The following is a 19,866-nucleotide window of genomic DNA, read 5'->3' on the forward strand; positions in this document are numbered from 1 at the left end:
GCACAGTGCACAATTCACAATGGAGGAAATTTTTTCTCCACTAACGCTACGAAAAAATTGGGAATTTATAAAGCTTGCTAATGCTTAGCCACGACTTTTTTAGTGGCGTAGCCACTTTAAAATATAATTATAGATTTTTCGTAGAGCAGCGGAGAAAAATCCTCCATAATTGTGCATTGTGAATTGTGAACTGTGAATTGAAAAAAGCGACTTCTGTCGCTTTTTTCTTAAGTTGCGTCGCAACTTTTATTTACTATCTTTTACAATACTTATTCTTCTTGTCCTCATACATATTTCTATCCGCTATACTTAGCATATCATCCATGGTTAGTCCTTCATTATAATCTATATTACAAAAACCATAGCTGAAGGATATAACCTCAGAACCGATCTTCTCATTAAGCAGTGTTTGCCTTACCTGATTCAGTGTTTTTCTTACCTGTTCTTCATTAGAGTTTCTAAAAATTATTACAAATTCATCTCCTGACATTCGAGCACAAATATCATTTTTCGAAATATTGTTTATAAGAACTTTAGAAAATGAAACTAAAGCTTTATCTCCAGTATTATGACCATAGGTATCATTAATATTTTTAAAATCATCTAAGTCAATTAGAACTAATATAGAATTGTAGGCTTGAGAATTTATTTGTTTTATCTCATTTTCTAGAAGCATCTTAAAGCTTCTTCTATTATATAAATTAGTAAGCTCATCATGAGTAGCCATATATTTTAATTTATCTTGAACCAAGAAGTTCTTCAAGGCTAATTCCATTTCATACTTTATATGTTTTATAAGTCTCATATCCTCTTCGTCAAAAACCTTATCTTTTGAAGATATATCTATGTTCATCATTCCAATAAGCCTCTCATCTACATATATAGGTGAACTTATAGTACTATATATATCCAAAGCACCTATACTTCTAAAAAAATTTGTGGTTTCAACACTATTGGTGTGCTCATTAAATTTTAATGGTTCTTGAATTATAGCAGTATCTTTAAATTTATTACATCTATATAAATAGACTTCTTCTTTTTTTAAATGAATTTTATATAATTCATCGGAATAGCCTCTAAGAGCTTTATAGTAAAAATTTCCGTCATCCTCTAATATGAGAATACTACCTTTATCAGCTTTACCAACGAATCTTATTGCAGCATCTAACATAAGAGAATATACTTCTTCCTTAGTTTCAACCTTACTCACATTTTCACATAGAAAGTAGATGTCCTTTTTCAGCTTTTTCATTGCTTCTGATTCGCTCTTTAGCCTTTTTATATTAAACATTTGAATAAAAATAATCAATATAACCACAATAGAATATATAATTATCAAATACTCTTTTATCAACGCTAACACCTCTTAAGAAAATTATATTTCTTTAACAGATTATTTACAATCAAATATTTTTTTATTTTTAACATTATCATATCTGATAACTATATCACTATTGATATAGTTATCAGATATGATATAATTTACTTATATTATTATCCTAGGAGGAGTTTATTTTGGAAAAAATAGCATTAATTGCAGATAGTACCTGTGATCTTGATAAAAATATTATAGAAAAGTATAATATTCATATACTGCCTTTAAGAGTTATATATAAAGATAAGGAATATATAGACAGGGTTGATATTACTCCACAAGAAGTATATGATAGTTTGAAAAATGAAACCCCTAAAACCTCACTGCCTTCTATGAATGACATGGAATCCCTACTCACAAGGCTAGAGGAGGAAGGTTATACTCATACTATTATAATCCCTATTTCCAGTGGTCTTTCTGGTACCTTTAACAGCTTAAAGCTGGTTAGTGAGCATCATCCTAAGTTAACAACCACAGTGTTTGACTCTAAGTCCCTTTCTTTGGGTGCTGGAGCTCTAATTATAGAATGTGCAAAATTAATAGAAGCTAATATGCCTTATGAAGAAATAGTAGCTAAACTGCCTTTAATTCAAGAAAAAATTTCTTTATACTTTATTGTAGATACTTTAGAGTATCTAAAAAAGGGTGGTAGAATCGGTAGAGTATCTGGAACTATAGGAGAACTTCTAAATATAAAGCCCATAATATCTGTAAATGATGATGGAGTTTACTATACTTATTCAAAAGTTAGAGGCAAGAAGCAAGCTATATCTAAATTACTTGATTTAGCTGAAGAATATTTAAAATCTACTCGCTGCAAGGTGTGGATAATGCATGGAGGAGCTTTAGAGGAAGGTCAAAAAGTATATAATACCATTAAGACTTATAGCAATATATCAGAATTGGGTTTTGGTGAAATAAGCCCAGTTGCTGGAGTACATGCTGGACCTGGCCTTGTAGGACTTGTAGTTGTAAAGGAAGATTAATATTTAATGGATAATTTTGTTTTTCAAAACGAAGATCTAAAGGCAGAGGAAAAACGACTTTATGAAGAATATAAGAAGAAACTAGCGGAACTTAAAAAAGTTCAAAAAGAAAAAGAGGCCGTAGGACAAGTATTTACTAAAGGACTTTTGCCCATATATGTACTATATATATTAAGTCTAGGACCTAAAAATGGTAATGATATTGCTCATAAAATCGGAGATAGAACCAATGGACTTTGGGTTCCTAGTACAGGAGGAATCTATCCTTTGCTAAAGAAATTAGAAAAGCAAGGTTTAGTAGTAGGACAATGGGATGACCCTGAAAAAAAGTTTCAGAAGATATACCAGCTAACGCCTAAAGGTGTAGAAGAGCTTGATAATAAAAAAAATCTACTGAAAACTAAAATTGAAGAAGCCTTAGAAGTATTTAAGATAATTTATAAAGATTTATATGTTGATGAAGAAGTCCTTTAGGACTTCTTTTTGTATATTTTTATTATAAAGGTTAAGAATAATACTGAGGTGAATAGATTATGAAAGGTAAGATTATCGACACTAGCTTAATAGATGCCTTTATATCTTTGGAAAATGGTGAGACTGTGGATATATCCTTATCTAAGTTGCCAAAAAACTCCAAGGTAGGAGACTCAGTAAATATACCTTTTAATAATGCTCCAACTTTATCAAATAATAAGCCTATGGATTTTTTCTAGTTTGTAGTAAAGAATGTCCCTTTGACTAGGGACATTCTTTACTATATATCAAATCATTATAAATTTATCCTTAAAGAAAATTTACTAAAACTACTCTTTTACTTTTCAAAAGTTCCAAATACCTTTACTTCACCCTCATAAAGCATTATTATACCTTTAGCTATGACTGTTTGTATTTTTAACTCTTTCTCGTCTAGAATAACTAGGTCTGCATCTTTCCCAATACCTATGTTACCTTTATTATGAAGCTTTAAAATATGAGCTGGATTTGAAGTTATGGTCTTTATAGCCCTTTCAAAAGGTACTCCGTCTACTAGCACTGCATCTCTAACCTCTTCATAAAGAGTTGTTACCTTTCCCACATTAAGTCCAATACATTCTTTTTTCTCATTAAACATGGGCAGGCTTCCTTGCCCATCAGAAGTAAAAGTTATTCTATCATCTGGTACCCCTTCTTCTAAGCAGATCTTTAGTGCCCTACTGGCTTTCACTTCTCCTTCTTCCCAGTATAAAGGCACAGAGCTTGTAGTAAAATCTATATATCCACCCTTTTTAGCATAATTTTTAGCTTCTTCAAATAAATAAGGATTTCTATTCATGTGAGTAGGATAAAATTGTGAATAAGGGAGCTCCGTATTTTCAATAATTTCATCTAAAATTTTTATAGTGTTTTTACTATCTCCTAAATGAAAATTCACTACTCCTGCTTTTCCTGATAATATACCTGCAACTCTAGCATCAGATACTAGCTTTTTTATATCCTCTACATGAGGATGGGATGACCTATGATCAGATATAGCCACTTCCCCTACCCCTATTATCTTATCTATAGCTATGATATCCTTCATAACCTCTCCTGTAATAGTAGTTACAGGTACTCTATAGGAGCCAGTATAAATATATGTAGATACCCCTTCTTCCTCTAACCCCCTAGCCTTGGCTAATAAAGAAACCATGTTTCTACTTATTCCATCTGTTCCTAAGCAGCCAACTACAGTAGTTACTCCACCTCTAATTATATCTGATAACATTATCTCTGGAGTTCTTGTCTTATAGCCACCTTCTCCACCGCCTCCTAGTATATGAACATGTCCATCTATAAAGCCTGGGGTAAGAATTTTTCCTTGCCCATCAATCATTTCCACTTCTAAACCCTTTGTAGTTATCTCTATGCTATCTTCTATAGAAGCAATCTTATCTCCTATTAGAGCAACATCCTTTATCCCTATATACTTTGGTGTGTATACTTTAATATTTTTTATAATCTTTATCATTATAATCACCCCTTATTAAAATATTATAATATTAATAAATAAAGTTCAATGAAAGAAAACCAGAATGTTGAAACTTCTGGTTTCATCAAAATACTTATTAATAAATTTAGACAAATAAAAGAAGTTGACAGATAAATCAACTTCTTAAATAAAATATATTAATTTTTATGATATAGAAATAGCATTCACAGGACAACTAGCTTCTCCTTCTTTAGCACAATCTAAATTATCTTCTGTTAATTCTTCTACTATAACGCCAGCTTTCCCGTCCTCTTCCATTTCAAAAACCTCTGGGCAAACTGAAGGGCATAGCCCGCAAGCAATGCAAGTATCTTTGTCTACATAAGCTTTCATAAAATATCACCATCCATAAAAAATTATTTACCATACCTATTATTTATCTTTAGTGATAGTTTTATTCAATATTATACAAAAGATTTTACTAGAATTTCATATTGTGAACTGTCCTTTATATATACTTCTGCCTGACCTTGCTCTAAACTCTCAACTAAGTCCAAATTAATAGGCATTTCGGCAATAAGTGGTATCCCTAAGTAATCAGCTTGCTCCTCAGAAGACTTTTTGCTAAACACTCTCATTCTTTCTCCACATTTATTGCAAATTATATAGGCCATATTCTCCACTACACCCTTTACAGGCACTCCAAGCTTTTCTGTCATTATAACAACCTTTTTAACTATCATGGATACCATATCCTGAGGAGTAGATACTACTACCATGCTAGAAATAGGGAAACTTTGCATAACGGTCAAGGTTATATCCCCTGTGCCTGGAGGCATGTCAATAAGCAAATAATCTAACTCTCCCCATTCTGTGTCTGAATACATCTGATTTAGAACTCCTGTTAATACCGGTCCTCTCCATATTACTGGTTGTTCTTCCTGCTCTGTAAGGAGATTTATAGATATTACCTTTATACCTAATTCCGTTTCTACTGGTATAAACTTAACCTCTTCTTTATCACCTATAGGTATTATAGCAGCTCTTTTATTATTGATTCCAAAGAATCTAGGCATAGAAGGTCCAGTTATGTCTGCATCCAGCACCCCTACCTTGAAACCAGCCTTTCTTAATTCCACTGCCATAATGCCTGTAACAGTAGATTTACCTACTCCGCCTTTTCCACTTATTACTCCTATTATATTTTTAATATTACCATGCTTAGGAACAGCCTTCCCGCAGGAATTTGCATTAGTATCCTTAGTTTTACAATTGTTTTTACTTGGGCAGGTTGAGCAATTACTCATGTTTTTTCCCCCTTTGCTTTTTTTAAAACTCTTCTGGTTTAGTTTTTGTTATCTTTATATCCCATGCTCTTTCATCATATTTACATAAGACGTAATATTTTGTTTCATTGTTATTAACTTTATCTTGAAGTGTTATTATGCTCTTATATATAGTAGTCTTATAACCATAGGTTTTTACATTAATTAGATAATCAAATTTATCCTTATTCTTATTTACCAAATCTATGTTGCTCATTTTATTTTTTAGGTTAATCTTAAAATCCTCCACATCTATAGAAAGGATATACTTAGCTACTTCTATATCATCGCTTATGTTTACCCCTATGCTCTTATCCTTTGGAAGAGAATTTTCATATATATTTATAAAATTTAAAATAGTGTCGTAATATAGTTCCTCAAAAGCCCTTGGTTTTCTAAGGGAAGACATATTTTTAATTATATCATTATCTATTCTCTTAGAAACAATGTAGGAATTGTCATCATTATATAGATTTCCTACATTCTTATCATGAATGCCTACAACATAATTAAACTTATGAACCTTATCAGAACCCTCAATCATTTCAAAGACATAATCAGGCTCTAAATTAGATTTTTCACTGGATGACTTAGCAGTAGATAATATGTCATATAAGTCATTTATAGTTCTCTTGTCCGTAACTATAAATCTAAATCCAGTATCTCTAGTACTTTGAATAATAATCTTTTGAATTTTGTTTTGCTTTATATATTCAAAATCTCTATTTTTTAATCCCCACTTAACTTTCATATCCTCAACTTTTGAACAGCCTGAAAAAACTAGGATTAAAACAGACATAAAAATAAATATAAAAGCTCTCTTTTTATTTTTCAACTTTAACCATTCTCCCTTTAATTTTATCTAAATTATATAATCCTATTCCTAAAATAAAAACAAATAGGCTTATAAACTGAGAGGTTGATAAACCTCCTACAGCCCCCCTTGGGTCATCCCTTAAGAACTCTACTAGAAATCTACCTATACTATAAATTATCATATACATAGCAAAAACTCTGCCTTGTCTATGCTCCCTCTTATAATACCATAATAAAAAGGCGGCTAAGGCAAAATCGAATATAGAAGAATAGATCTGAGTGGGATGCAGATGAACACCATTAGGTGCAAAAGGCGAATTTTTAAACTCTACTCCAATAGGTAAATCAGTGACCGCTCCATAGCAGCAACCCGCTAAAAAGCACCCTATTCTTCCAAAGCCTTGAGCTAAAGGCAAGCTAGGTATAGCTATATCAAATACCTTAATAAAATTCCAAGCTTTCCTTTTACAATAAAGATAGAAAGCCAAAACTCCACCAATTATAGATCCGTAGATTACAAAGCCGCTTCCAAAATCTTTAAGCATCTCTGGCTCTTTTAATATAGCTTGTATATCTGTAATTATGTATAGTATTTTTCCTCCAGCCACGCCACTTACTATAGCTATTATAATCAAATTTAATATGCTATCTTCATCATAGCCTTCTTTAGAAGCCCTATTAGTGAATAATAGAACCGCTGCTATAATGCCTATCCCGATCATTAAACCATAACCATTAATATTTATCCCCCATAAACTAAATAAAACCGGTCTCATAATACCCTCCCATAAAAACAAGTATAAAATAAGAGAAGCTTTAGGCTTCTCTTATTCCTTTTAGTAAAATTATAATACTTTACAATAGCTAAATCAAATTAAAATTTTTTAAATACTTGTTATTCTACATAAGTAAAAGTTTCCACTAGAGTTTTAAAAATTGTAGGCATAGCTTCTTTAAAATTTTTTTCATTTACAAAAAAAGAAAATCTTATAAACCTATCCTTAAGTTTTATAAAATACTCATAAGCCACATAAGTCTTGTCTGGCGGCGTCTTAATAATATAATTAACCACATAAGCTTCTCTTTTATTAATATTAGTCTGACTTATCTTATATGAAGAAACTTTATTTTCTTTTAAGGAAATAGCTTTGCTTTTATCTAAAAAGGATTTTAAATCCTCTTTAAGATTCCAGATCTCTACAAATCCGTGTATCTTCATATCCTCAGAAATATAGTCATTATGATATATTATCTCTTCTCCAGGAAAACTTTGCAAGGATGTTGTCCATTTTTCTGGCAACTTATAAGTAAATTTATCCCCTAAGGCTTTATAATCTTTTAACACATTCATATTATTATTCATAAGAGCCATATATTTTAATTTGCTATCAAATTGCTTCTCTAGTGCTAACATTATCACCATTAAACCAATAATTACAAGGGTGACTCCTAATCTTTTTCTATTGAGCACTATAACCTTCATGCTACCCCTCCCTATAAGATTGCTTGCCTATATATAAAATATATTAATTTAAATGCTGATTTATAACTCTAAGCATATATAATATTTTTTGAATATGTCTTAAATATTGGCTTTACAATCTCAATAACAAAAGCTTGCACCTCTAGCGGTAAATTAATATCATTGCTAGGATACAAGCCTTAAAATAGCACTATTTCATAGGAACAACTATTATAGAATTTTTAAAATCATAGAACATTATCCAATAACCATGTGTTTCTCTATTATCTTTGCTCTTCTCAGGAACCCAGGTTACAAATCCAGATTTACCACCATAGGGTTGCTCTGGCTTATCTTTAGTCCCTGGTATAGCGTAAACTAAATACTTCATTTTACCCTGAGAATCACATTTAAACCCTACCATATAATGTCCATATTTTTTAATGTAAGGATAGTAGTTTATCATAGGATAATAAATTATAGTATACTTATTATAACTTGAGATGTTACACATAACATCGAAATTTGCTACAGGAACTTTATACCACTTACATTTCTTAATTTCTGGACATACTCCTCTAGCTTCTTCGAATCCATCTACCACAGCCTCAAAGAATTCTCCTACACTTCCCCTTGGATAATCCTCTTCTTTTATTACCTCATTTATTACTTCCTGCTCTGTCATAGGCTCTTCATTATTCTCTACTTCTTTATAGTCTTCTTCTATCCTTTCTTTTTCCGACATGGGCTCTTCTTCTACTATTCCTCTCTCTGCTATAGGTTCTTCTTCTACTATTTCGCTCTCTGTTATAGGCTCTTCCTCTAGTATTTCAATCCCTGCTATAGGCTCTTCCTCTAGTATTTCAATCCCTGCTATAGGCTCTTCTTCTACTATTCCTCTCTCTGCGATAGGCTCTTCTTTTACTATTTCCTTCTCTGTTATAGGTTCTTCTTCTGATACTTCTTTCTCTGTTATAGGCTCTGCCTCTATAATATCTCTGTTGTTTTCTTCTACCTTTTCCTCAATTACCTCTTCCTTTACTTTCTCTCTATCCTTTTCTTTTTCTATCATATCTTCATATTCTTTAAAATCAATACTATTTCCTTCTGTAATTTCCTCTTCAGCAGTCCTTACACTATCTTCCAACTCCGCTTCTATCTTCATCTCTTCTATGACTTCTTTTTCTTCTTCCTTCTCAGGATTATTTTTTATCTCTTCATTTATGTTTACTTCCTCTTTCTTTCTCTCTTCTTCTGCTTCCCTCTTATTTTCATGTTCAACAATTACATATGACTTCCAATCGCCGGGAATATCCGTACTAGCAAATCCACTCATAGGCATTATTATCCTATCATTAATCTTTTTAATAATGGCAGCCCCACTTATCTTTTCAGTAGATATGCCTGTACTTCCTATGTTATCTATGTTGCATTCGAAGGTTATTTCTGCTCTTCCGTGATCATCTATGTTCAATATACCAATATTTATAAGCTTTTTCATATCTTTCTTGTTGCAGATTAAAAGCATATAATAAGGCTCTTTATCCTTTTTTAAATTTTGTACATAGTATGTTATCTTACATTTATCATTTTTTATTTCAATTTTAGCGTATCCAGAGGGCTGCTTGTCGCTAGCAAGAGCACATCCCTTTTCATCTTCTTGTAGGATTATAAAATATCTACTATAAGCTTTTTTATGAGCCAATTAACTATCCCCCCAAACTATATTTATTCAATATAGTATATGAGACACTTATTAAAAAGTGAACAAATTTTAAAAAAATGCTCTTTGGGTATCATAAAAAAATAACTAATCAGATATACAGGTAAACTGACTAGTTAGTTTTAGAATTTAATGCACAATTAAAGAAGATTTTTCTTCGTTCCACTACGAGAAATTTACAATTTATGCTTTTATTTAAGATTTAGTAAGCTCATAGATAGCATTTGAAAGATTTGCAAATTCTTGCAGTGATAAGGTCTCTCCTCTTCTTCTAGAATCTATTCCAGCCTTTTCGAAAGCTTCGTTCATAAGCTCCTTAGATAGCTTTAGATTTTTTAGTGCGTTTGAGAGGGTTTTTCTTCTCATATTAAAGGATTCTCTTACTACCTTGAAGAATAAATGCTCATCCTTTACGTCTACCCTAGGTTTCTCTAACCTGTCTAATCTTATAACTATGGATTCTACCTTTGGCTTCGGTATAAAGGAATTAGGGGATACCTTTCTAATTATCTTTGTATCACAATGATATTGAACCAGCACAGACAAAGATCCATATTCCTTGCAATCAGGTTCAGAATTAATCCTTTCTGCAACTTCCTTTTGGATCATTATTGTTAATGAGTTAAATTTATAGCCCTCAGTTAATAACCTTGCTATTATAGGAGTGGTAACATAATAGGGAAGATTAGCCACCAGCTTTACGCTGGTTTCTTCTCCTATTATCTCATTAAAATCTACTTTTAAAGCATCCTTATGTATAAGCTTAAAATTCTCATAGTCTTTTAATTCTTCATTTAATATTGGAATTAAATCCGAGTCCAGTTCTATAGAGCAAACAGACTTAGCATTCTTTAATAGCTCCTTTGTAAGAGTTCCAACCCCAGGACCTATTTCTATTACAAAATCCTCTGAACTTATTTCTGCACCTTTTACAATATCCTCTAAAACACTTTCATCTACTAAAAAATTTTGGCCTAGGCTTTTGCTGAATTTAAAATTATATTTTTGAACAATATCCTTTGTATCTAAACTTCCCATACTATTACCTCTTTATAACATTATTCATTTTATTAACAGCTTCAATAAATTCTTCTTTAGTTATTCCATAACTATTTAATCTGGATAGGAACTGAGATGAATTACAATAGCCAATACCTAATTCTTTTCCTATAAACTCTCTTATCTCCTTAGAATTAGTATTTCCCATAAGTCTAAAATAAATCATATCTTGAACAGTAAATGTACTTTGTACTTCCTTAAGAGTACATCTAGCTTTTTCTAAAGCTCTTATTATTGCCTCAGGTTCTGCATTCTCTACACCTATATCCCCATCTTTAGTACCTTCCTTTTGATCTATATAAGCATGTTTTATACCTATAACTCTTTTAGCTATTATCTTTCTTATTTTTTCTCCAGCAAAATCAGGATCTGTAAGAACTATAACTCCCTGCCTAATTTGAGCTTCTCTTATTTTGTCTATTACTTTTTTATTGATGCCAAAGCCGCCTACAGCAAGTACTTCTGCCTCTACAGCTCTTTTTACTGCTGATATGTCATCCCGTCCTTCAACTACAATTACTTCTTTTATCAAAACTTAATTCTCCCTTTCACCTTTTTCAATGCACAATTCTTCATTCTTATATAATAATATATAAAAACCCTCATTGATGTAAAGATATATTCAAAAAACAATAGAGGCTTGCGCCTCTATTATTTAAGAATGTATATATTTACATACTTTACTCCCCAATTGTATACCTCGCTTGAGGAGTGGAAAAACACATCGATGGTATTGCCTTTTATGGCTCCACCAGTGTCTTCAGCAACAGCATAACCATATCCTTCTACATAAACCTTAGTTCCTAAAGGAATGACTCTTGGGTCAACAGCTATAGTACTATAGCCACTAGAACTTCTTTTCGTTTTGGTTCCTGAAGCAGTATATGCATTACCGTTGCTGCCGCTATCATAATAAGCCGTGGCTCTCACCCTTAAGGATCTGGTATAAAGCACATTCTCACCACTACCTCTTGAAAGGTTAAGAACTCCTAAAGTTCCTTGTAAAACCACCTTTTGTACTGGCTCTTTTACTATGGTTTCGCTTATTACTTTCCTTGATATCTCTTTGCCATTTTCATAAATGATTTTTGTAGAAACTAATTTTTCTCCCTTTTGACCTTCTTGCACAACCTTGTTAACGGTTTTCGCTAAGTCATCATCTTTTTTCACCACTGTAGCATAGTCTAAAGCTAAACTATCAGTTAATATCTTAGATTCTACTCTTGTTATATCTACTTTTAACCCCTCAGTTATAGGGGAGTCCTTAGCTGGTGAAACCTTATCTTCATCTTGAAGCTTAATTTCCTCAGCCTTGAGCATTGCCTCAATATTACCTTCGGCACTTTGAATATTAAGTGTATCTCCGTCAACTGCTACTTCCACATTAACGGCTCTTTTTATTGCTATGCTGTCATTCTTTTTAACCTTGCTGTCAATACCGGGCTCAATCTTGTCTTTCGGGCCTAAAACTATTCTGTTATCGTGTAAAGCCCCTCCAACGGTCCCTTTGTATGTTACTATTTTTGATTCTTTTCCGTCTATTACAATAACTAATGTCTTTCTCATACTAAAGATTATGATCAATAAGCTCATTATCACTAAGGATAATATGAATGTTGCCTTTGGACCATTTGAAAAGTAATTTTTTGGAACATTTTTTAACTTTTCAAGCATAATAATAACCTCCCTCTGGCAAGAGCATCCTCAACATTATAACTTTATTGACGAAAGTTGTCAAATTTGCCACTTTGCCTTCAATTAGACTGCATAAATGCACCAATTTGCATATAATATTTTTATAATAATATTTATAATACCGTTAATAAAAAAATTACTAACATATTTTAACAGTCTCCATAATTGAGGGGGATTTTACACAGTATACGCCCGGTTATTACTTATATATAATTATATGCCATAATTTAGAAAAATAATCATGCTTCTTGTAAATTTTGTAATTTAATAATACTATTTTATTACATTAAATTATTTTTAGCAAGTTCTTAATATTATAAATTGTTTGACAGTTCACTTTTTCTATATCCAAATCTTTTATTTCAGATATTTTTTCCAATATATATTTTATATAATCTGATTGATTTCTTTTACCTCGATAAGGTGTTGGGGCCATGTATGGACAATCAGTTTCTACTAACAGCCTGTCTAGGGGTACATCCTTCACTACCTCAATAATTTTTTTTGAATTTTTAAAAGTAACAACTCCCGTTATACCTATGTAATAACCTCTTTTAACACACTCTCTAGCAAATTCTACACTTCCAGAAAAGCAGTGTACTACTCCTGTTACCTCTGGAAATTCTTTTATTATATTTAAGGTATCTTCATGAGCATCTCTATCATGTATTACCACTGGAAGCTTTAGATCCCTAGCTAAAGCCATTTGTTTTCTAAAAGCATTTTTTTGTATGTCCCTTGGTGGGTTTTCTTCGTAATAATAATCTAGCCCTATCTCACCAATAGCTCTAACCTTTTCACTGCTAGCCATATTCTTTATCTCATTTAAGATTTCATCATCTAATTTATGGGCAAACTCAGGATGAATTCCTACTGCTGCATAGAAAAAATCATACTTTTCTGCTAATTCCAATGATTTTCTTGCTCCTTCTATAGAAGAACCACAGTTTAGCACACCTATTACTCCATTGCTCTTAATATTACTAATTGTAGCTTCTCTATCTTCATTAAAAGAATCATCATCATAATGAGCATGAGAATCAAAAATCTCTATACTCTTTTCATTATTTATCATTAAAAATCACCTCGTGTTTATACTTAAAATTACTTTTACTTTAGGCATCTCCCAAAATTTAACTAGTTATTTTTACAATTCCTTATTCTAATATTTCCTTAAAGGTAAATTATATCACAAAAATCAATTTTAATTACATATCAAATTTTTAGTATATTTTAATAACTTTTATACACAATAATATATGAATGTATACATTGTAAAAGTTCTAATACATTGTAACTATACATAATTATAAGAACTTCAGATAAATGTATATACATAAGTTGGTTACTTTTAATAGGAGGTTTTTTTATGACTGGAGTTGTAAAATGGTTTAATTCTCAAAAAGGTTATGGATTTATAACCACAGAAGATGGAAAGGATGTTTTTGTTCATTATTCTGGAATTTCAGGGGAAGGCTTTAAAGCCCTTCAAGAAGGCGATGAAGTAAAATTTGATTTAACCACTGGAAAGAACGGAGAACAGGCTATTAATGTTATGAAATCTTAGGCATTGCAAAAGTTAACATAAGCATTTTTTCTAAAAAGCCAGGGCTTGCGCCCTGGCTCTTTTAAGCATCGTAAAAAAATAACTAGTCAAAGATACGAGTAAAGTGACTAGTTATTTTTTTGGAGACGTCTTATATAGAATTTAATATTGGTGATAATATACCTATTATTGCTCCTAATAGTGCCCCTAACCAAGTTATAGCACTTAATTCCTTGCTGGCTATTTCAAGTATTATCTTTTCTGCAAACATCACATCAAAAGAATTTATTTGTTCTTCCACTATTTTAGGAATGTTTAAAAGCTCTATTACATTCATAGCTTCCTTTTCAATAAATTTATTAATTAAGCTTTCAGCAGAGTTATCTAATATATTTATCATAGTTTCTTCATTTCCTGAAACCATAGTTGCTATTTCAGTATTCATTATATGATATACACCCATATCTATAAAATCCTTTATATAGATATGAATTTGTTCTCCTTCGATAAACTCTTGAAGCTTATTACTTAATAAGGCATTAACCTTTTCTTCGTAGCTTTGATCTATATTCAATAGAATTTCCTCTAAAGAATTAACTTCCTTAGCTTTATCTAAAACTACTTCTACAACCTTATCAATAAGCTCCTCAGTTGCTATCTTATCGCTTATATAAGTTAAAACTTCCTCTATAGTCCCTTCTTTTATATATGGGTGAACATTCTCTAGTGCCTCTGAAACCTTATTATTAATAAGTTTATTTAATAAACCTATCAAGGAATTAGATAAAAATATCTGATTTTCTTCTTCTTGAAGATATTTAGTTATAAAACTTTTAACTTTACCATATATGGTTTCCGAGTTTAAAAACATAGCCATTAACGGATTAACATTGGCGCTAACGCCCTCACCTATGGCCATTTTAAGCTTGTGTTCTATTTCAGGCTCTGATAGTGAATCTTCTAAAAGCTTACTTATCTCTTTTCTATTATTAAATATATAGGATTTAGCCGCAGTTATAAGCTCCTGAGGTAGCACATCCTTTAATAGTCTTTCGTCAGATTTAAGCTCATCTAGCCTTTTATAAGCCTTATTATTAAACCATTCTTTAAGCTCCTCAGAAGATTTATAAGTGTTTATTACATCCATTAGTCCCTCTTTAATTTTAGACTCTCCTACCACTTCTATTAAGCTGATAGGTTTATGCTTAACTAATTTTTTAAAATTCTCTGATATAATCTGACCAATTTTTTGCTTAAAGCCTTCCGAGCTTATTATAGTTTCATAAAAATACCTCGCCATATCTGTTTTTATTTGTAATAATGTACCTTCATAATTATCTTTAAACACAGTCTTTAGTTTATGCTCTACAGTATCTTCACAATGTGAAAGATCCTGTATCTTAGATGCTATCCAAGCCTTTGTATGATTTCTCATTTTATTGCTATTTAAAGCTTCTACAATAGTTTCTTTTGAAAGCAGGTGCGTACCTATGGTCTCTCCTACACTTTTTGCAATTCTATATCTTTCCTTAGGTATTAAACCTGGAGTAAAGGGTATCTTAATGCCTAAAACCTTTTTTTCCTCATGAGGTCTAAATAACATTTTAATAGCCAGCCAATTGGTTATATATCCTATAATAGCACCTACCAAGGAGGCTGTTAAATACTTTATAAGCATGAATATTACTTCCTTTCTAACTTTAGTAAATTAATTTTTAATAATTATTTATAGCTTTTAATTTGCATAGAATTGAGCTTACTTATGATATATAATTGTAGTTTTCAAATTATATTATAGTAACCTATATAAAGATATACAATAAAAATCTTTGTTAAGGCATCTAAAATTTATTAGTTAAAAAATATTATCAATTAAGTTATAATAAATATAAAATACTTCTATTGGAGGAGGTCTGTAAAATCTATGGTTTTGAGAAAATACATTACTACTCTTAAAAATATATCTTTATTTAAAAATTTTTCTGAAGAAGACATAATTAATCTAATGAATGATTTTAATTATACGATAAAAGAGTATGAAAAAGATGATGTGGTTTTTATGGAGGATGAGCTCTGTAAAAATTTAAGCATACTATTAGAAGGAAATATAGAAATACAAAAGATAGACCCTAACGGAAAGATACTTACTGTAGCAAATCTAAAGACTGGAGATGTATTTGGAGAAAATCTATTATTTGGAGACAAAAATTTATATCCTATGACCGTAATTTCTAAGTCTAGTTCAAGGGTTCTAAACTTACCCAAAGAATCTGTGGCATCCTTATGTCAAAAAAATGAATTCTTCCTTTATGCCTTTTTAAAAATATTATCCAATAAAGCTGTAGCCCTAAGTTCAAAGCTTAAAGAGGTAACTTTAAAAACTATTCGTCAAAAGATTTGTGAATTCTTGATTATACAATATAACACTTCAAAAAGTAGCTATATAACCTTACCTATGTCAAAAAAAGAATGGGCTGACAAACTAGGTATTCAGAGGCCTTCCCTATCTAGAGAATTGATAAAGATGAAGGAAGAAAATTTAATTGATTATGATAAAGATGTTATACAAATAAAGGATATTAAACTATTAAAAGCGAATCTTTAAAAATATGATAAAATTTAATTGCTCACTATAAATAATATGAGGTGATATTATGTTTTCGGGTAAATACAAAAAAGAGATTTCCGAATTAAAAGAACAATTACAAAAGCTAACAGAGGATAATAATATTAAATCAGAGGAGTTACGCTCCATAACTAAAGAATATAATGCCTTAAAGTCTGAGAATGAAAGCTTAAAGAAAGATATGGTTGCTTTAACAGAAACCGCCGCTACTAGTACATACAATTATTCTTATGCTGACCTAGCTAATACCATAAAAAATTTATTAGAAGATTTAGTTTCTCAGGATAAATGGATAATAAATAATATTGAAGAAATAAACAATATAAGCTCTGACATTAAAAATACTGCTAAAAATGCTGGAAATACCTTAAACAATATGTTAGGTACTACCTCTAGCACAGAAACCACCATAAATAAATTTACTGATACTTTTGAAAATCTTTTATCCCACGTAAAGTCCATAGAAACCATCTCCTCCCAAATCAACACCATTGCTTCTCAAACAGAATTACTTTCACTGAATGCTTCCATAGAGGCTGCTCGTGCAGGTGAATCTGGAAGAGGCTTCTCTGTGGTTGCTGAAGAAATTAAAAAGCTAGCAGCTAATACTACTGGTTTACTAGGAAGTATACAAAACACGGTAAAAGAAATCTACTCTATTACAGATAAAGCTAACAATCAAATAAAAGAATTAAATAAAGGAAAAGTTGATAGTGTTAATATTGCTACCCAAGCAAATGACGGCTTTGATAATGTAGTTAATAAAATAGACACAATATCAGATAAAATAAAAACCATTAAGCAATCCGGTAATTCTCATTTAGATTTAAGCCATGAAATCATAGATAAGGTTAAAGAGATAAATTAATGATTAAGAGCAGCTTGTTACTAGACAAGCTGCTCTTAATCATCTTTTAACTAACAGTTCTGAATTCTCTATCCACATTACAAAATAAGGATAATCTCTTTGCTTTGCTTTTCTTTCATAATCAAAAAAGATTGAAGAAAAAATATATCTTCAATCTTTAGTAGTAAAATTATCTTACTTCGCTTCCTGTAGGTAATTCCCCTGGAATTGATACAGTAAACAGCTTGCTGTCATCCTCAGTGGAGGCTGCTAATATCATTCCTTGAGATAATTCCCCTCTTAGCTTAACAGGCTTTAAATTAGCTACAAGCACTACATATTTACCAATTAAATCTTCTGGCTTATAGTATTGAGCTATGCCTGATATCACTTGTCTTTCTTCTCCAGCTAAATCTACTTTTAGCTTTAAAAGCTTCTTAGCTCCTTTTACAGCCTCACAATGAAGCACCTTAACCACTCTTAAATCCATCTTTTCGAAATCCTCTATGGTTATCTCTTCTTTTAAAGGCTTCATGGATGGTTTTGCATTTTCCTTAAGCTGAGCTTCTCTTAAGGCATCTAGCTCTGCCAGTTTAGCTTCTACATCTATTCTTGGGAATATAACCTCTCCCTTATTAACCTTTGTTCCAGCGCTAGTTCCATCAAAGGAAGATAAGCTGTTCCAACTAATATGCTCTGCATTTAATTGATTATTAATTTTTTCTGCTGTAGCTGGAAGGAAGGAGGACACTAAAACAGAAGTAAACCTTAAAGCCTCTGCTAAATTATAGAGTACAGTACCTAATCTTTCCTTCTTTGCTTCATCCTTAGCTAAAATCCAAGGAGTAGTCTCATCAATATACTTATTAGCCCTTCCTATTAATGTCCATATATGCGATAATGCCTCTGGCAATCTTAAGTCATCTATAGCCTTTTCCACTAATTTAGCAGTTTCTAAAGCTAATCCTATTAACTCATCATCAATGGCTTCCTTAGCTGTAGGTGCTGGAATAAGTCCTTCAAAGTACTTATCAATCATAGCTACGGTTCTTGATACTAAATTACCTAAATCGTTAGCTAAATCAGAGTTAATTTTCTTTATAAAGGTTTCATTGTTAAATAATCCATCAGAGCCAAAAGGAATTTCCCTTAATAAGAAATATCTTATAGCGTCAACTCCAAAGTGTTCTGCTAAAACCACAGGATCTACTACATTACCTTTAGATTTTGACATTTTACCTCCATCCACAAGCAGCCAGCCGTGACCAAATACTTGTTTTGGAAGTTCTACTCCTAACGCCATTAGCATAATAGGCCAATAAATAGTGTGAAATCTTAATATATCCTTTCCTATTAAATGTACATCTGCAGGCCAATATCTTTCGTATAGCTCCTTATTTTCACTTCCATAACCTAAAGCAGTGATATAGTTAGATAGAGCATCAATCCAAACATAAACCACGTGGCCTTTATCGAATTCTACAGGTATTCCCCAATTAAAGGTAGTTCTTGAAACACATAAATCTTGTAACCCTGGTCTTAGGAAATTATTTAACATCTCATTCTTTCTTGATTCTGGTTGTATAAAATCTGGATGAGTTTCTATGTGTTCAATTAATCTATCTGCGTATTTGCTCATTTTAAAGAAATAAGCCTCTTCTTTAGCTTTTTCTACTGGTCTTCCACAGTCTGGGCACTTTCCCTCTAATAATTGAGTCTCTGTCCAGAAGGATTCACAAGGTGTGCAATACCAGCCCTCATAAGAGCTTTTGTATATATCTCCTTGCTCATATAATTTAGTAAATATATCTTGGACGGCTTTTATATGATAATCATCAGTAGTTCTTATGAATTTATCATATTTTATATTCATTAAATCCCATAAGTCCTTTATGCCTGCTACTATACCGTCTACATATTCCTTTGGAGTAACGCCTTTTTCCTCTGCTATCCTTTGAATCTTTTGACCATGCTCATCAGTACCTGTTAGAAAAAATACATCATAACCGGCTAATCTCTTAAATCTAGCTAGAGCATCTGCTGCTACTGTAGTATAGGTATTTCCTATATGCAAATTAGCTGATGGATAATATATAGGTGTTGTGATATAAAATCTTTTGTCTTTACACATTTTTATTTCCTCCTCAAAATTATTCATATACATTAGTTTTATCTATTATATAAATAAAAAACCTCTATGCGGAAAAATCCACATAGAGGCGTATATACGCGTTACCACTCTACTTTATATTTATGTTACCATAAATACCTTAATAAGTGACTCCACTTTACCCATATTCCATCCACAGGTTTAGCTTTTATCACCCTGCAATATAACGGTTGCTCCCGTACTATTCTAATCTTTAAGACTCGAAAAGTCTGCTCCAAGACCATATTCATAAAGCTTCCTGCCGCTGGCTTTCACCTCTTCCAGCTCTCTTTAGACCCTTCGCTTTAC

The 19,866-nt window shown here is 31.5% G+C and carries 20 protein-coding genes and 1 other annotated feature (1 of these 21 only partly in view); of the genes, 6 read left to right on the plus strand and 14 right to left on the minus strand.

Going from position 1 to position 19,866, the window contains the following annotated elements; all coding sequences use genetic code 11:
* Window positions 1–253 precede the first annotated feature (253 nt).
* A complete protein-coding gene (locus tag BN2665_RS01155) occupies window positions 254–1,354 on the minus strand; it encodes a sensor domain-containing diguanylate cyclase (protein WP_055665285.1) in 1,101 nt (366 codons plus the stop codon).
* A 161-nt stretch (window positions 1,355–1,515) separates the two neighbouring features.
* Here BN2665_RS01155 and BN2665_RS01160 point away from each other — a divergent pair, with 161 nt between their 5' ends.
* Genes BN2665_RS01160 through BN2665_RS01170 form a run of 3 tightly spaced genes read left to right on the plus strand, consistent with a single transcriptional unit; the run spans window position 1,516 to window position 3,074 of the window.
* Window positions 1,516–2,361 (plus strand): DegV family protein, encoded by an 846-nt coding sequence (locus tag BN2665_RS01160; RefSeq protein WP_055665286.1) that lies wholly within the window; start codon window positions 1,516–1,518, stop codon window positions 2,359–2,361.
* A gap of 6 nt (window positions 2,362–2,367) precedes the next feature.
* Window positions 2,368–2,835 (plus strand): PadR family transcriptional regulator, encoded by a 468-nt coding sequence (locus tag BN2665_RS01165; protein ID WP_055665287.1) that lies wholly within the window; start codon window positions 2,368–2,370, stop codon window positions 2,833–2,835.
* Window positions 2,836–2,894: 59 nt separating this feature from the next.
* The gene (locus BN2665_RS01170; RefSeq protein WP_055665288.1) at window positions 2,895–3,074 is read left to right on the plus strand and encodes a hypothetical protein; all 180 of its coding nucleotides are present in this window, start codon (window positions 2,895–2,897) and stop codon (window positions 3,072–3,074) included.
* Window positions 3,075–3,172: 98 nt separating this feature from the next.
* Here BN2665_RS01170 and iadA read toward each other — a convergent pair whose 3' ends face one another.
* The 11 genes from iadA to BN2665_RS01225 form a co-directional block, all read right to left on the minus strand.
* The gene (gene iadA / locus BN2665_RS01175) at window positions 3,173–4,348 is read right to left on the minus strand and encodes a beta-aspartyl-peptidase (RefSeq protein ID WP_055665289.1); all 1,176 of its coding nucleotides are present in this window, start codon (window positions 4,346–4,348) and stop codon (window positions 3,173–3,175) included.
* A gap of 165 nt (window positions 4,349–4,513) precedes the next feature.
* Window positions 4,514–4,702 carry a ferredoxin gene (locus tag BN2665_RS01180; protein ID WP_055665290.1) on the minus strand — a complete coding sequence of 63 codons (189 nt, stop codon included), beginning with the start codon at window positions 4,700–4,702 and terminating at the stop codon, window positions 4,514–4,516.
* Window positions 4,703–4,773: 71 nt separating this feature from the next.
* Entirely contained in the window at window positions 4,774–5,616 is an 843-nt protein-coding gene (locus BN2665_RS01185) for an Mrp/NBP35 family ATP-binding protein (protein WP_055665291.1), read from the minus strand.
* A 22-nt stretch (window positions 5,617–5,638) separates the two neighbouring features.
* The gene (locus tag BN2665_RS01190; protein WP_242865877.1) at window positions 5,639–6,469 is read right to left on the minus strand and encodes a YhfM domain-containing protein; all 831 of its coding nucleotides are present in this window, start codon (window positions 6,467–6,469) and stop codon (window positions 5,639–5,641) included.
* Window positions 6,459–7,226, minus strand: coding sequence for a prolipoprotein diacylglyceryl transferase (locus BN2665_RS01195; protein ID WP_055665292.1), 768 nt, complete (start codon window positions 7,224–7,226; stop codon window positions 6,459–6,461). The genes BN2665_RS01190 and BN2665_RS01195 overlap by 11 nt, the downstream gene beginning before the upstream one ends.
* A 119-nt stretch (window positions 7,227–7,345) precedes the next feature.
* The gene (locus BN2665_RS01200; RefSeq protein ID WP_055665293.1) at window positions 7,346–7,933 is read right to left on the minus strand and encodes a hypothetical protein; all 588 of its coding nucleotides are present in this window, start codon (window positions 7,931–7,933) and stop codon (window positions 7,346–7,348) included.
* A gap of 190 nt (window positions 7,934–8,123) precedes the next feature.
* A complete protein-coding gene (locus BN2665_RS01205; protein ID WP_055665294.1) occupies window positions 8,124–9,617 on the minus strand; it encodes a DUF7922 domain-containing protein in 1,494 nt (497 codons plus the stop codon).
* A 213-nt stretch (window positions 9,618–9,830) separates the two neighbouring features.
* Window positions 9,831–10,673, minus strand: coding sequence for a 16S rRNA (adenine(1518)-N(6)/adenine(1519)-N(6))-dimethyltransferase RsmA (rsmA, locus tag BN2665_RS01210; RefSeq protein WP_055665295.1), 843 nt, complete (start codon window positions 10,671–10,673; stop codon window positions 9,831–9,833).
* 4 nt (window positions 10,674–10,677) lie between these two features.
* The gene (gene rnmV / locus BN2665_RS01215) at window positions 10,678–11,226 is read right to left on the minus strand and encodes a ribonuclease M5 (RefSeq protein WP_055665296.1); all 549 of its coding nucleotides are present in this window, start codon (window positions 11,224–11,226) and stop codon (window positions 10,678–10,680) included.
* 119 nt (window positions 11,227–11,345) lie between these two features.
* Window positions 11,346–12,368 (minus strand): 3D domain-containing protein, encoded by a 1,023-nt coding sequence (locus tag BN2665_RS01220; RefSeq protein WP_055665297.1) that lies wholly within the window; start codon window positions 12,366–12,368, stop codon window positions 11,346–11,348.
* A 307-nt stretch (window positions 12,369–12,675) separates the two neighbouring features.
* A complete protein-coding gene (locus BN2665_RS01225; protein WP_055665298.1) occupies window positions 12,676–13,464 on the minus strand; it encodes a TatD family hydrolase in 789 nt (262 codons plus the stop codon).
* 294 nt (window positions 13,465–13,758) lie between these two features.
* Here BN2665_RS01225 and BN2665_RS01230 point away from each other — a divergent pair, with 294 nt between their 5' ends.
* A complete protein-coding gene (locus BN2665_RS01230) occupies window positions 13,759–13,956 on the plus strand; it encodes a cold shock domain-containing protein (RefSeq protein WP_055665299.1) in 198 nt (65 codons plus the stop codon).
* A 130-nt stretch (window positions 13,957–14,086) separates the two neighbouring features.
* Here BN2665_RS01230 and BN2665_RS01235 read toward each other — a convergent pair whose 3' ends face one another.
* Window positions 14,087–15,613 carry a DUF445 family protein gene (locus BN2665_RS01235; protein ID WP_055665300.1) on the minus strand — a complete coding sequence of 509 codons (1,527 nt, stop codon included), beginning with the start codon at window positions 15,611–15,613 and terminating at the stop codon, window positions 14,087–14,089.
* A gap of 246 nt (window positions 15,614–15,859) precedes the next feature.
* On the opposite strand from BN2665_RS01235, the gene BN2665_RS01240 reads away from it, so the two are divergent.
* Both BN2665_RS01240 and BN2665_RS01245 read left to right on the plus strand, forming a co-directional pair.
* On the plus strand, window positions 15,860–16,540 hold the full coding sequence (locus BN2665_RS01240) for a Crp/Fnr family transcriptional regulator (protein WP_055665301.1): 681 nt from the start codon (window positions 15,860–15,862) through the stop codon (window positions 16,538–16,540).
* Window positions 16,541–16,589: 49 nt separating this feature from the next.
* A complete protein-coding gene (locus BN2665_RS01245; RefSeq protein ID WP_055665302.1) occupies window positions 16,590–17,429 on the plus strand; it encodes a methyl-accepting chemotaxis protein in 840 nt (279 codons plus the stop codon).
* 169 nt (window positions 17,430–17,598) lie between these two features.
* Here BN2665_RS01245 and metG read toward each other — a convergent pair whose 3' ends face one another.
* Window positions 17,599–19,539 (minus strand): methionine--tRNA ligase, encoded by a 1,941-nt coding sequence (metG, locus tag BN2665_RS01250; protein ID WP_055665303.1) that lies wholly within the window; start codon window positions 19,537–19,539, stop codon window positions 17,599–17,601.
* A gap of 81 nt (window positions 19,540–19,620) precedes the next feature.
* Window positions 19,621–19,866, minus strand: a binding site (T-box leader) (it continues 24 nt past the right edge of the window).

The organism is Desnuesiella massiliensis, assembly GCF_001403615.1.
In the GTDB taxonomy this organism is placed as follows: Bacteria; Bacillota; Clostridia; order Clostridiales; family Clostridiaceae; genus Desnuesiella; species Desnuesiella massiliensis.